This window comes from Pseudobutyrivibrio ruminis DSM 9787 (assembly GCF_900218035.1).
Taxonomy (GTDB): Bacteria; Bacillota; Clostridia; order Lachnospirales; family Lachnospiraceae; genus Pseudobutyrivibrio; species Pseudobutyrivibrio ruminis.
Map to the genome: position 1 here is coordinate 59068 of NZ_OBMR01000003.1, position 13571 is coordinate 72638.

Annotated in this window: 12 protein-coding genes; all 12 read left to right on the forward strand. The window is 39.4% G+C overall.

The genetic code is table 11. The annotated features are described in order from the left end of the window. Entirely contained in the window at window positions 1–1947 is a 1947-nt protein-coding gene (locus CRN97_RS02220) for an EAL domain-containing protein (RefSeq protein ID WP_097075703.1), read from the forward strand. Between the two features lie 117 nt (window positions 1948–2064). After that, the gene (gene rho / locus CRN97_RS02225) at window positions 2065–3483 is read left to right on the forward strand and encodes a transcription termination factor Rho (RefSeq protein WP_033153785.1); all 1419 of its coding nucleotides are present in this window, start codon (window positions 2065–2067) and stop codon (window positions 3481–3483) included. Window positions 3484–3510: 27 nt separating this feature from the next. Beyond that, window positions 3511–4662 carry an NAD(P)-dependent malic enzyme gene (locus CRN97_RS02230; RefSeq protein WP_033153786.1) on the forward strand — a complete coding sequence of 384 codons (1152 nt, stop codon included), beginning with the start codon at window positions 3511–3513 and terminating at the stop codon, window positions 4660–4662. Window positions 4663–4697: 35 nt separating this feature from the next. Continuing rightward, entirely contained in the window at window positions 4698–5213 is a 516-nt protein-coding gene (locus CRN97_RS02235; protein WP_033153787.1) for a DUF4364 family protein, read from the forward strand. A 3-nt stretch (window positions 5214–5216) separates the two neighbouring features. Next, window positions 5217–7199: an ATP-binding protein gene (locus tag CRN97_RS02240; RefSeq protein WP_097075704.1), complete on the forward strand. Its 1983-nt coding sequence runs from the start codon at window positions 5217–5219 to the stop codon at window positions 7197–7199. Next, window positions 7199–8047 (forward strand): response regulator, encoded by an 849-nt coding sequence (locus tag CRN97_RS02245; protein ID WP_074788865.1) that lies wholly within the window; start codon window positions 7199–7201, stop codon window positions 8045–8047. The genes CRN97_RS02240 and CRN97_RS02245 overlap by 1 nt, the downstream gene beginning before the upstream one ends. Before the next feature lie 136 nt (window positions 8048–8183). Further along, window positions 8184–8390, forward strand: coding sequence for a 50S ribosomal protein L31 (gene rpmE / locus CRN97_RS02250; protein WP_015550865.1), 207 nt, complete (start codon window positions 8184–8186; stop codon window positions 8388–8390). 66 nt (window positions 8391–8456) lie between these two features. Beyond that, entirely contained in the window at window positions 8457–9386 is a 930-nt protein-coding gene (locus tag CRN97_RS02255) for a DUF1385 domain-containing protein (RefSeq protein WP_097075705.1), read from the forward strand. A gap of 2 nt (window positions 9387–9388) precedes the next feature. Further along, window positions 9389–10219: a peptide chain release factor N(5)-glutamine methyltransferase gene (prmC, locus tag CRN97_RS02260; RefSeq protein ID WP_097075706.1), complete on the forward strand. Its 831-nt coding sequence runs from the start codon at window positions 9389–9391 to the stop codon at window positions 10217–10219. A gap of 56 nt (window positions 10220–10275) precedes the next feature. Then, window positions 10276–11349: a peptide chain release factor 1 gene (gene prfA, locus CRN97_RS02265; protein ID WP_090481586.1), complete on the forward strand. Its 1074-nt coding sequence runs from the start codon at window positions 10276–10278 to the stop codon at window positions 11347–11349. Between the two features lie 113 nt (window positions 11350–11462). Continuing rightward, on the forward strand, window positions 11463–12167 hold the full coding sequence (locus tag CRN97_RS02270; protein WP_097075707.1) for a LytR/AlgR family response regulator transcription factor: 705 nt from the start codon (window positions 11463–11465) through the stop codon (window positions 12165–12167). Then, the gene (locus tag CRN97_RS02275) at window positions 12167–13525 is read left to right on the forward strand and encodes a GHKL domain-containing protein (protein WP_097075708.1); all 1359 of its coding nucleotides are present in this window, start codon (window positions 12167–12169) and stop codon (window positions 13523–13525) included. The genes CRN97_RS02270 and CRN97_RS02275 overlap by 1 nt, the downstream gene beginning before the upstream one ends. Window positions 13526–13571 lie beyond the last annotated feature (46 nt).

Consider the following 13571-nt stretch of genomic DNA (forward strand, 5'->3'; position numbering starts at 1 on the left):
ATGTTAATCAACGGATTTAATATTGCAGCAGAGAGAGTAGACTTACTAATAGCACTTGTAATGCTTTATTTGACAGTGGCCACCAAACCAAGGAGGACCGCTGTCCTTTCCGTTGTTTTTTATGGTCAAATCTTATCAGTGGCTAATATTATTTTGCACATGGCATCCATTTTCCTTTTGAGCTTTGATACAGCCTTAGAAGGATTCTTGTTTAGGATGTCTGTGCTGTTTTATTATGTCACCTATCTTGGAATTCTCGTTTTATTGTTTTCCTATATACACTTACTTAGTTTAAAACAAAGAGAAAATTTAGATACGTTAAATGTTGTTGTTATTGTCTTCATCGCAATTTACATGGTTGTTGTAGGAGGAGTATTTATCTCTGATAGTTATGTAACTGTTATTGATGGAGCTTACAAATTTACTGAATGGTTTAATGTTAACGTATGGTTTGCGCTTTTAGACGTTGTTCTTATTGTGCTTTCAACTTTTCAGAATAGAAATGAAATCCCAAGAGTTCTTATGAACCTTATATTTATATATGTACCATTTGAAGTTCTTACATTAATAATTCAAATGATACAGCCACAGTATGTGATTCTTAGTGTCACATATGTTGTGCCATTTATGCTTTGTTATATTGTTTTTCATAGTAATTTATATGATGAGGTGACAGGCTGCCAGAATAAGCAGGCTTTCGAGGCTCATCTTTTGTCGCTTCAAAAGAAGAATAAAAACGGCAAGCATATTGGCTTCATCTATATAAAGTTCCCTCGTCTTGAGGTAGTAGATAACTACGAGCTTATGTATATTGCTAATCGTAGAATATCTGCACAGATTAGAAATCTGGAACAGCACAACCCAGACGCTAGGGTTTACTCTATCAATGAGTTTACTTATGGCATTATTTTCCCAAATAATAGCGAATACGTTACAAGAGAGACAATAGAGCTTGTAAAGAATGATCTTGAAGAGGCTATGTCTAATTGGGAATATTCCAACAGCCCTGAATACAGAATGGTTGTTATTAAAAATGATTTAGAAAACTGTGATTTACAGACGCTTGACGCATATTCTAATTTCTTGTTTGACAAGGCAGCTAAAAAGAAAGTGAGAGTTTATGAGGCAACACTTTCTGATTACAATATCTGCATGGAACAGAAGGAAATAGAAAGAGTTATTGTTGACATCAGAAATAAGGATGACTTAATGGACTCAAGAGTTGTGGTTTATGTGCAGCCTATTTTCGATGTCACCAACAACAATTATCAAAACGCTGAGGCATTGATGCGTCTTGATGTTCATGGCAGATTAATCTCACCGGATATATTTATTCCATTGGCTGAAAAGGTGGGATGTATTCATACACTTACAAGAATTATTCTTAACAAGGTGTGTGCAAAGATTTACGAGATTCAAGATTACTACAATTTCGAAGCTGTATCTGTAAATGTTTCACTTTCAGAGTTTATGGATTATTGCCTACATGATGAGCTTATTGAAATTATCAAAAACAATGGTATTACTTGCGACAGAATTCGTCTCGAAATGACAGAGTCTATGACTAGTGACGAAATCGAAGCAATTAGTCACAACATGGAAGAGTTTAATGCCGCAGGCGTGCATTTTTATCTTGATGATTTTGGAACAGGTTACTCTAACCTTGAAAGAATTGTCAGCTTACCATTTAGAACAATCAAGTTCGACAAGAGCTTACTTTATAAATCAATGGATGACCCTATTTTGCTTAGATTGATTCAAAATATGGTTGATGTGTTTAAGAGTCATGGATTAGTAGTACTAGTAGAAGGTGTTGAAAACAACAAACAGGCTGAACTTTCTATTGGTCTAGGATTCGAATATATCCAGGGTTATAAATACGCAGCACCAGTTCCAATCAACAAATTAGAGGAGTTCTTTGAGCCTAAGCTAGAGCGCTTGGCCTAAAATAAAGTTATGGACATACGAAGATTTTGGTTATATAATGCAACTATCATCAAAGTTATTCGTTAGTCGATTCGACTTTTATTTCCATGACGTTTTTATTTTATTAAGGAGAGTTAGATGAGAGAAAAATATGAAAGTTTATCAGTAACAATTTTGCGCGACTTAGCAAAAGCTAGGGGAATAAAAGGCGCATCAGCAATGAAAAAAGCAGATTTGGTAGAAGCTATGCTTGCACAGGACGAAATTGACAAGCAGAATGAAGCTGCATCTGCAGAAAAGTCAGAGCCAGTAGAAAAGGCTGAAAGACCTAAAAAGGTAGAAAGAACAGAAAGACAGGAGAGACCAGAGAAGGCTGAAAAATCTGAGAAGGCTGACAAGACAGAGGTTCCAGCAGATATCCCTATGGACAATCTTATTCCAGCAAGTGGAATTCTTGAGGTAATGGGAGATGGCTTTGGTTTCATCAGATGTGACAACTACATGCCAGGTACAGACGATGTATATGTTAGTCAGTCACAAATCAAAAAGTTTAACCTTAAGACAGGCGATATTATCATAGGTAAGAAGCGTTTCAACAACCCTACAGACAAGTTCGCTGCACTTATGATTATAGATTCAATTAACGGTTACGATCCTTCAAGAGCTAGCAAGCGTCCTAATTTCGAGGATTTAACACCTATTTTCCCAAATGAACGTATTCGTCTTGAAAGACAGCGCAGCTCAGTTGCAATGCGTATCGTTGATTTAGTTAGCCCAATTGGTAAGGGTCAGCGTGGTATGATCGTTTCCCAGCCAAAGGCAGGTAAGACAACACTTCTTAAAGAAGTTGCTACATCAGTTAATTACTCACATCCAGATATGCATCTTATCATTTTGCTTATCGACGAGCGTCCTGAGGAAGTTACAGACATGAAGGACACTATGAGAAACAGCAAAAATGTTGAAGTTATCTATTCAACATTCGATGAGAGTCCAGAACACCACAAGCGTGTTTCAGAAATGGTTATTGAAAGAGCAAAGAGATTAGTAGAGCATGGCCAGGATGTAATGATTCTTTTGGATTCAATTACTCGTCTTGCACGTGCATACAACCTTACTGTACAGCCATCAGGCCGTACACTTTCAGGTGGTCTTGATCCTGCAGCTCTTCACATGCCAAAGAAGTTCTTTGGTGCAGCCAGAAACATGCGTGAAGGCGGTTCCCTTACAATCCTTGCTACAGCACTTGTAGATACAGGTTCCAAGATGGACGACGTTGTATTCGAGGAATTCAAGGGTACAGGTAATATGGAGCTTATTCTTGATAGAAAGCTTTCAGAAAAGAGAATATTCCCAGCTATTGATATCACAGGTTCTGGTACTCGTAGAGAAGATCTTCTTCTTTCAAGAAAAGAGCTTGATGCAATGGAAATTATGAGAAAAGCAATCAATGGTGCCAGAAAAGAAGACGCCGTTGAAACTATTCTTAATATGTTTGCTCATACAAAGAGCAATGACGAATACATCGATATGATTATTCGTAAGAGAGTTATCTAATTCAATTGATATTCAAGGAGGGAAATCATGGCATCAGTAGACGAAACAGCGGTATTTTTACACAAGCAGTGGAACGGTAAAATCGAGACATGTGCAAAGGCGCCAGTTAAAAGCAGAGAGGATTTGTCGATTGCTTACACTCCAGGCGTTGCAGCTCCATGCCGAATCATTGCTGAAGACCCAGAAGCAGCGTATAGCTACACACTTAAAGCAAACACAGTGGCTGTTGTATCTGACGGTTCTGCTGTCCTTGGCCTTGGAAATATTGGACCACTTGCAGCAATGCCAGTTATGGAAGGCAAGTGCGTATTGTTCAAGGAGTTCGGTGGTGTTAATGCATTTCCTATCGTTTTAAATACTCAGGATCCAGACGAAATAGTTGCTGCAGTAAAGGCTATTGCTCCAACATTTGGTGGAATCAATCTTGAGGATATTTCTGCTCCACGTTGCTTCGAAATCGAAGAGCGTCTTAAAAAGGAGCTTGATATTCCAGTATTTCATGATGATCAGCATGGTACAGCAATTGTTGTACTTGCTGGCATTATCAATGCGTTAAAGGTAGTTAACAAGAAAAAAGAAGATTGCAAGGTAGTAGTTAATGGTGCAGGTTCTGCAGGAATAGCCATTACAAAGCTTCTTCTTAGATATGGATTTAAGGATGTCACAATGTGTGATAGGGAAGGAATCATTGGTCCGGACTATCCAAATCTTAATTGGATGCAAAAAGAAATGACCAACGTCACGAACCTTTCACATAAGACTGGTACACTTAAGGATGCCTTAGTTGGTGCGGACATTTTTGTTGGTGTTTCGGCTCCGGGTATCGTATCAAAGGAAATGGTTGCCTCTATGGCAAAGGATTCAATTCTTTTTGCGATGGCCAACCCTACACCAGAGATTATGCCTGACGAAGCAAAGGAAGCAGGGGCTAGGGTAATTGGTACAGGACGTTCTGATTTTCCTAATCAGGTTAACAATGTAGTTGCATTCCCTGGTATTTTTAGGGGCGCCCTTGAAGCGAGAGCTACAGCTATCACAGAAGAAATGAAATTGGCAGCAGCAGAAACTATTGCCGGTCTTGTTGACGAAGAGAATCTTTGCGATGATTTCATTTTGCCAGAAGCTTTTGATCCACGTGTTGCAGTAGCAGTAGCAAATGCAATTAAAGCATTGGTTTAAATCAAATAAGTTATAAGTAGTTAGTGAGGAAAATCATGGCAGAACCAAATTTAATATACAAGATTACAATACTAGAATTATTACATCGTAGTGGTTTCCCGCTTAGCAACAGTCAAATCACAGACTTCTTTCTGGAGGGTGATTTGACTGATTATTTCACAGCCCAGCAAGCCATCAGCGACGATGAGGAAGCAGGGCTGATTTTTTCGAAAACTAATCATAATAATACGACCTATTCAATTACAGATGATGGTGTGAAGACCTTGGAGCTATTCAAAGAAAAGATTTCTCCAGCTCTTTCAAAGGATATTAACAAATATCTAAAGGTCAATTCCATTTCCATGAAGGAAGAGAATTCCTACAAGGCAACGTACTTCAAAGCCGATAGGGGTGGCTATGTTGTACAGCTTCGTATTACGGAAAACGATGTTCCGACCATGGATTTAAGCTTTCATGTAGGCTCTAAGGAGCAGGCAGAAACACTATGTAACAATTGGAAGGTTCGTAGTGATCAGGTATATGAAGCGGTGATGGATATACTTATGGGGTGAGGTATGAAATCTGTTTACATTAAAATGATTTTAATTGTAACAGTAGTATTATTTATTGTAGTGGGGGCACTACTAGCTTCAGTTGCCGTCATTTCTGACGGCACGCTTAGTAGAAATCAATTCATTAAACTAATCGTTGTTTTTTCCATTTTTTTAATCTTTGCCATTATTGTGGCACTTAGAATTGCACAGAATGTTATAAAAGAAATAAATAGCATGAATGAGTTTATGCAACGTCAGCTAGATGCTATAGATTCTGCAAGTAGGGCAAAAAGCCAGTTCTTAGCAAACATGTCACATGAAATAAGAACTCCTATTAATGCTATCCTCGGTATGAACGAAATGATTATCAGGGAAAGCGCGGATGAGCAAATAGTAGAGTATGCAACTAATGTAAAACAGGCTGGAAAAGCTTTGCTTGCTCAGGTAAACAGTGTTTTGGATTACTCAAAGCTGGAAGAGGGCAAGATGGAGATAATCCAGGTTGAGTACGACTTAGCCACCATGATAAATGGGTTTGTTACGGCTGTAACTACTAGAGCTAAATCAAAGGGCCTGAGGATGGATGTAAATGTAGATACCAATCTACCAACCACATTGTTTGGCGATGATGTCAGATTGGGCCAGGTAATTAATAATCTACTTACAAATGCAGTGAAATATACCGAAGTAGGTGTAATCACTTTAAATATTTGGGAAGAATCCAGATCAGATGGAGCAATTGATATTGGCGTAAGTGTGCAGGATACTGGAATTGGTATTAAGCCAGAAGATATGGAAAAGCTATCTGCTTCATTTACTAGAATAGAGGAGGAGCGCAATAGAAACATAGAGGGCACAGGTCTTGGAATACCAATTGTTATAGAGATTCTTAAGCTGATGGGAAGCGACCTGAAAGTGGAAAGTGTGTATGGACAGGGTTCCACTTTCTCGTTTGTTGTCAGACAGGGAATCATTAATGATGAGCCGCTGGGAGATTATAGAAAACGTGTTAAGCGCAGCTATATGCGAAGGAATAAGTATACTTATCCATCTATGCCGACAGCCAACATTATAGTTGTAGATGATTATGAAATGAATCTTGTAGTGGCAAAGAACCTTATGAAGGTTTATGATTTTATTCCTGATTTAGCAGAATCTGGACCAGAAGCACTTACTAGAATTCAGGAGAAGCATTACGACATCATTTTCATGGATCATATGATGCCGGATATGGATGGCGTAGAAACGCTGGAGCTTCTAAAGAAGCGACATATGATTGATGAATCTACGGCGGTAATAGCATTGACTGCTAACGCAATTGCAGGTGCTAAGGATTTTTACATATCAAAGGGATTCAATGACTATCTGACAAAACCAATAGACGCGGAAGCCTTGGAGCAGGTGCTGACAAAATACGTACCGGCAGAAAAGATAGTAAAGAAATCGATCAGTGATATAAAAAATAATAAATCCTTAACAACGGATGATGAGGAAAGAAAAGCTTTAATAAAAATATTTATATCCACTATTCAAGAAACAGCAAGGAATCTAGATAGTTTATTGGAAGCGGAGGACATTAAAAACTACACTATCAAGGTTCATGGACTGAAGAGCACAGCTAGATTGATAGGTGAAATGTCCATTTCAAGTAAAGCGGAAGCTTTAGAAAAGGCAGGAAATGAAAACGACTGGGATTATATAAAATCTCATCATAAGGAATTAATAAGAGAATACCTAGGCCTGGAAAATTCATATAAAGAAGTAAAAGAAACGAAGAAAACGCTGGATCCAGGGGAATTGAAGGATGCAATATATTCAATTATAGAAATGGCCAGCGTTTGTGATTACACATCTACAGAGATGGTTTTAGATTCATTGGATGAATATGCTATGCCGGAAAATGTAGAATCGGAAATGAAACATGTACGAGAGCTTTTACAAAAGCTTGATTATGAGGGTGTTGTTGAATCAGCTAAAAAAATGCTTAACAATGGGGGTAACTAATGGATTACGGGTTTTCTAATGAAAAGCAAAGTAAAGTAGCAATTATCAGTTCAAAGTCCAGCTTTTCAGTAATGGGAATTCAAAAGAAGCTGCAGGAATCAGGAATTGAAGGGGTGCCGGTTCGTCCAAGTATCTTTCAGATTGAGGAAGCTATTGAGGAGAGTGAACCGATAATTTACTATTTGGATGACGAAATCTATACTCCAAGTGGAGAAGATTTTTTAAACGAAATGAGAAAGCTATGCCTGGAGCAGGAGCGTTTGCTTATACTTGTAGGCGAAGAAGCAGAGTATGAGAAGGCTACAGAAATTATCCCTAAATCGGCAATCGTAGGGTGGTTTAATAGGCCTGTTGATATGGATGCCTTGCTGGAAACATTGGAAAAGGCATTAGGGGGCGAAATAAAACCTGCCAGACAGCGTCATATTTTAATAGTAGATGACGATGCAACGTATATGCGAATGCTTCATGAGTGGATGAAAGACAGATATCAGATTACTATGCTTGATGCTGGTACAAAAGCTATCCATTGGCTGATGGACAATTCACAAAACGTAGATTTGATTTTACTGGATTGCGAAATGCCATCGATGGATGGCCCTACAGTTTTTCGAATGTTAAAAGAAGACCCAGGCTCTAGAAATATTCCAGTAATGTTCTTGACTGGCAAGAGTGATAGAGATATGGTTATAAGAGCCGTTGGCTTAGGGCCAGAGGACTATATACTTAAATCAATAGATAAAAAAGAACTTATGGATAAGCTGGAAGATTTCTTTGGTCGCTTGAAGACCATGGAGGATTCAGACCAGGAAGAAGTATCAGATGGTAAAACAGGGGTTGTATTTTAGTATATTCCATGTTATACTTGAGAAGCTGTTAATCGGGATGAAATGCGAGACCCTCGCATTTAAGCAGTATTCGAGATTTTTATCTCACAAATTACAGTTGGAAATTGTAAAAAATTATTATGAGAGGTGAAATTAAATGAGACAGGGTATCCATCCAGATTATTACCAGGCTACAGTTACTTGCAACTGCGGTAACACATTCGTAACAGGTTCTACAAAGGAGAGCATCCACGTAGAAATTTGTTCAAAGTGTCATCCATTCTACACAGGCCAGCAGAAAGCTACACAGGCTCGTGGACGTATTGACAAGTTCAACAAGAAGTATGGTATTGACGCAAAGTAGTCATTTATTTGGACTTTTAAGGGTTGAGATTCGTCTCAGCCCTTTATTTCGTGTAGGGGGCTTAAAATGAAGTATTCAGGCATAGGCGGACAGGCTGTGATGGAAGGCGTTATGATGCGAAACGGCAATAAATATGCCGTGGCAGTTCGTACACCAGACAAATCTATTGCAGTAGATGTTAAAAATACAAAAGACATAAATGACATGTGGCACAAGATTCCAATTATCAGAGGAATGGTATCATTTATTGATTCACTTGTGATTGGCCTTAGCACACTTATGTATTCAGCTAGCTTCTTCGAGGACGAAGAGGATGCTGTTGATAAATCAAAGCTTTCTGAAGAAGAGCTTAAAAAGCTCGAGAAAAAGGAAAAGGCTGAGATGGGCGGCACTCTGGTGTTGTCATTTGTACTTGCTCTTGGTATTTTCTTTGCGTTGCCATACTTTATATCCCTTGGTTTAAACAAATATATTGAGTCGCAGGCGTTGATTGCTCTCATCGAAGGACTTATTCGTATCGGTATTTTTATTGGTTACATCGTGATGATTTCTCATATGGATGATATCAAGCGTACCTTTATGTATCACGGTGCAGAGCACAAATGCATTAATTGTATCGAGGCAGGAAAGCCTCTTACAGTTGAAAATGTTCGCACAGCCACACGTTTTCACAAGAGATGTGGTACTAGCTTCATTTTCATTGTATTCATTATTTCAGTTTTTGTTTTCATGTTTATCTCTTTCGATAACACATGGGTAAAGCTCATTGCAAGACTTTTACTTATTCCAGTTATCGCTGGTATTTCTTATGAGTTCATAAGGCTTGCAGGACGTCATGAAAATGGCTTTGTAAACATTTTCTCAAAGCCAGGGCTATGGTTACAGAGACTTACAGTAATGGAGCCAGACGACGATATGATTGAGGTTGGAATTGCCTCAGTAGAAGCAGTGTTTGATTGGAAAGGATTCATCGAAGAAAACAGGGAGTGTTTTTAGGTATGACTTTTAAACAGGCTTTAGATAAAGGAATAGTATTACTGGAATCAGAAAATATCGCTGATGCAAAGATAGACGCTTGGTATCTTCTTTCATATGTTAGCGGTCTTACAAAGGCTCAGTATTTTCTGAAGCAATCAGAAGAAATCGATAATAATATTCTTTATAAATATAAGGATGTCCTTTTAAGGAGAGCAGGTCATGAGCCACTCCAGCACATTACTGGAGAGCAGGATTTCATGGGCATCACATTTTGGGTAAATGAAAATGTTCTCATCCCTCGTCAGGACACCGAGACTCTCGTAGAGGAGGCTCTTAAGGTTATTCCTAGTGGTAGCCATATTTTGGATTTGTGTACTGGCAGCGGATGTGTTATTCTATCTCTTGTTGTCCTGGGCCAAGGGCTTTCAGGAATAGGTGTAGATATCTCGGAGGAAGCACTTGCTGTTGCCCGCGAGAATGGCGCTAGGCTTGTAGGCCGTAAGGCGGATTTTGTTAAAGGCGATATGTTCCAGCCAGTTAGCGGCAAGTTCAACGCCATCGTATCAAATCCACCATACATCCCTTCAGCAGTTGTGGATGAGTTGGAGCCAGAGGTAAAGGATCATGAGCCTCGTCTTGCACTAGACGGCACAGAGGATGGCCTTTTCTTCTATAAGAAAATCACTGCTGAGGCAGGGGATTATCTTAACGATGGTGGCTGGCTTTTAGTTGAAATCGGCTATGATCAGGGGCCTGATGTTTCTGCACTATTCAAAGAGGCAGGATTCAAGGACGTTGAAGTAATAAAGGATTTAGCAGGCAACGATAGGGTCGTTAAAGGACATCTATAGTGACGCAGGTGTATTGTGTCTGTTAATAAAGTGGTTAATAACATGGAGGTTTTAGCATGTTTGATAGATTAGAAGATTTAGTATTAAGATACGAGGAAGTAATGAACTTGCTTTCTGAGCCAGATGTGGCTAATGATAATGCCAGATTTAGAGCACTCATGAAGGAGCAGGCTGAGCTTGCACCTATCGTAGAGGCTTACAAGCAGTATTCAGCTCACAAGCAGAACATTCAGGATTCTTTAGAGCTTCTCGAGCTTGAATCAGATGAGGAAATGAAGGAGCTTGCAAAGGAAGAGATGAAGGAATCTCAGGCAGAGGTTGAGCGCCTTGAGCAGGAGCTTAAAATCTTACTTCTTCCTAAGGATCCTAACGATGATAAGAACGTTATCGTGGAAATTCGTGCAGGCGCAGGTGGAGAGGAAGCAGCCCTTTTCGCAGCGGAAATCTACCGTATGTACGTACATTACGTAGAGTCACGTGGATGGAAGGTTGAGCTTCTTGAAGCAGACGAGACAGGTATCGGCGGAATGAAGAACATCGAGTTCATGGTTAAGGGAACTGGCGCATACTCAATCCTTAAGTACGAGTCTGGTGTACATCGTGTACAGCGTGTTCCAGAGACAGAGTCACAGGGCCGTATCCAGACATCTACATGTTCAGTAGCAGTTATGCCAGAGGCAGAAGAAGTTGATATCCAGATTGATGAAAAGGATATCCGTATCGACGTAATGCGTGCTTCAGGTAACGGTGGTCAGTGTGTCAACACAACAGATTCAGCTGTTCGTCTTACTCACTACCCAACAGGTATTGTTATCTACAGCCAGACAGAGAAGTCACAGCTTCAGAATAAGGAAAAGGCTTTCGCACTCCTTCGTGCAAAGCTTTATGATTTAGAGCTTCAGAAGCAGCAGGATGCAGAAGCTGCAGAGCGTCGCTCACAGATTGGTACTGGTGACCGTGCAGAAAAGATTCGTACATACAACTTCCCACAGGGACGTGTAACAGATCACCGTATCAACCTTACACTTTACAAGCTCGATAAGATCATGAACGGAGATATTCAGGAAATTCTTGATGCGCTTATCGCAGCAGATCAGGCTGCTAAATTGGCGAAGATGAATGATAAGTAATATAAAAACAGTCTAGCATTAATGCTAGGCTGTTTTTTGTTTGCAGCGTTGTCACCTATGGCAACAAACTTTTTAATCTTGCGCACAATTCAAATTTGTATTATTTTAATAGCATGATTAATGTTTGTATAGTTGAAGACGAGCTAGAGCAGGCTTCAGTTTTAAAGAATTATATAAGTAAATACAGTTCGGCAAAGAATCAGCAGTTTAATATTACATATCTGCCAGATGGAATTGATTTGGTGGATGATTATAAGGGACAGTTTGATATTATCCTTTTGGATATTCAGATGAAGCATTTGGATGGCATGGCAGCAGCAGAGAAAATCCGCCAGGTGGATTCTGATGTTATCATTATTTTTATCACATCCACAGTTCAGTATGCAGTGCAGGGCTATGCAGTGGATGCGCTAGGATATGTTCTTAAGCCTGTACCATATCATCAGTTTGAGCAGATTTTTGATAAGGCAATAGTCAGAGTGCAGGCTAAGCAACAGCATGTTTATATAAAGGTTGCTGTTGATGACAAGCAGCTGAAGCTGGATTGCAACAATATTATCTATATTGAAAGTCAGCGCAACAATGTGGTTATACATTGCAAGGATGCTGATTACGTTACAGCAGGGCCTCTCAAGCGTTTTGATGAGATGCTTATGGACCATGGCTTCAGCAAGTGCCATAATGCATATTTGATAAATCTATCAGAGGTTGAAGCTGTACAAAAAGAGGAAGTTTTATTAACAAATGATGTAATGCTTCCAATAAGTCGCGCCAGAAAGAAAGAGTTTATGGCTGCGTTGACGGAGGACATTTTATAATGGATTTTAGCGCATTTTTAAATCCTGTTAATATACAGGACACCCCAAGACTTTTTACCGCTATTGCTGAATGGCTAGCGGTTTTTGTTTACTTTAATATCTACAAGAAAAAGAGACATGATAAGGAATTTGCTATTTACTGTATTGCTATATTTATTATCTTGGTCGCATTTCAATTTATAGCGGGTTTGTTGCCACTGGGTTTTTGGATTCCTACTATGATCGGTGCAGTAGGACTTATGTACTTTTCACTTTATATTGTTTTGGATATAAAGCCTAGGGATTGTGCGGTTCTTACAACTCATGCATTTGTACTGGCAGAGTTTGCTGCCAGCCTTTATAAGCAGCTTTATGTGTGGAGCGTAAAAATTACTGAGCAGGAAGGTATGGGCGAATCTGTTTTCAATATGCTCCTGGTGTACACTGTAACTTATATTGTTTATTACAGATTCGAGCGAGGCAATGTTCCATCTAATAGAAACCTTAACATCAGTAATAAAGAGATGATTAGTGTTATCGCTACAGGTATTGGCGCTTTCATCATGTCTAACATCAGTTTTGTAAATAGCAGAACGCCATTCTCTGCCACCGAGAACATGCTCTATGTTCGTACGTTGGTAGATTTCGGAGGAATGTTGATGCTGATGACGGAGATGGGCCGCAGAAACGAGCTGGCTCTTCGAAAGGAAAGTACTGAGATTAATCAGCTTTTTCAAAAGCAGTACGAGCAGTACAAGCTTGCAATAGATAATTCAGAAGCATTGCGCAAGGAGATGCATGACATGAAGCACTATGTCATGGCTCTTAAAAATGAGGATGACCCGGATCGTCGCTCAGAAGTGCTTGCAGATATGGAGCAGGCAATTGCAATCCAGGAATCCTTTATGAACACTGGAAACAAGGTTCTTGATGTGGTGCTTACTACAAAGAGCCTTCAGTGCCAAAAGAAGAACATCACTTTAAATGCAATGGTTGATGGCGATTTGCTGTCAGATATCCACGTAAAGGATATATGTTCTTTATTTGGTAATATATTGGACAATGCCATCGAGGCATCGCAGCAGGTTGCTGACAAGGAAAAGCCTCTTATCACGCTTTCAGTTCGCAAAAGAAACCAATTTATCATCGTAGAGTGTGATAATTACTCTGACAGTGAAAATGTAAAGCTTCGCAACAATCAAAAGCGTAGCTTCTTTGGTAAGAACAACCTACCTAAAACTACAAAAGGAGATAACGTAAAGCATGGCTATGGGCTTAAGTCCATTACTCAGGTTGCTGAAAAGTACGGCGGCGCAATGAATTGCAGCTATGAAGATGGCTGGTTTAAGCTGAAAGTGCTGTTAGCTGCAAGCAAATAATGCAAGTTATCACGGATAAATGACAAGTTGTCCTTCGGGATGGCTT

Coding starts and splice junctions, on each gene's coding strand:
- CRN97_RS02220 (WP_097075703.1), top strand. CDS start 1: ATGTTAATCAACGGATTTAATATTGCAGCAGAGAGAGTAGACTTACTA.
- rho (WP_033153785.1), top strand. CDS start 2,065: ATGAGAGAAAAATATGAAAGTTTATCAGTAACAATTTTGCGCGACTTA.
- CRN97_RS02230 (WP_033153786.1), top strand. CDS start 3,511: ATGGCATCAGTAGACGAAACAGCGGTATTTTTACACAAGCAGTGGAAC.
- CRN97_RS02235 (WP_033153787.1), top strand. CDS start 4,698: ATGGCAGAACCAAATTTAATATACAAGATTACAATACTAGAATTATTA.
- CRN97_RS02240 (WP_097075704.1), top strand. CDS start 5,217: ATGAAATCTGTTTACATTAAAATGATTTTAATTGTAACAGTAGTATTA.
- CRN97_RS02245 (WP_074788865.1), top strand. CDS start 7,199: ATGGATTACGGGTTTTCTAATGAAAAGCAAAGTAAAGTAGCAATTATC.
- rpmE (WP_015550865.1), top strand. CDS start 8,184: ATGAGACAGGGTATCCATCCAGATTATTACCAGGCTACAGTTACTTGC.
- CRN97_RS02255 (WP_097075705.1), top strand. CDS start 8,457: ATGAAGTATTCAGGCATAGGCGGACAGGCTGTGATGGAAGGCGTTATG.
- prmC (WP_097075706.1), top strand. CDS start 9,389: ATGACTTTTAAACAGGCTTTAGATAAAGGAATAGTATTACTGGAATCA.
- prfA (WP_090481586.1), top strand. CDS start 10,276: ATGTTTGATAGATTAGAAGATTTAGTATTAAGATACGAGGAAGTAATG.
- CRN97_RS02270 (WP_097075707.1), top strand. CDS start 11,463: ATGATTAATGTTTGTATAGTTGAAGACGAGCTAGAGCAGGCTTCAGTT.
- CRN97_RS02275 (WP_097075708.1), top strand. CDS start 12,167: ATGGATTTTAGCGCATTTTTAAATCCTGTTAATATACAGGACACCCCA.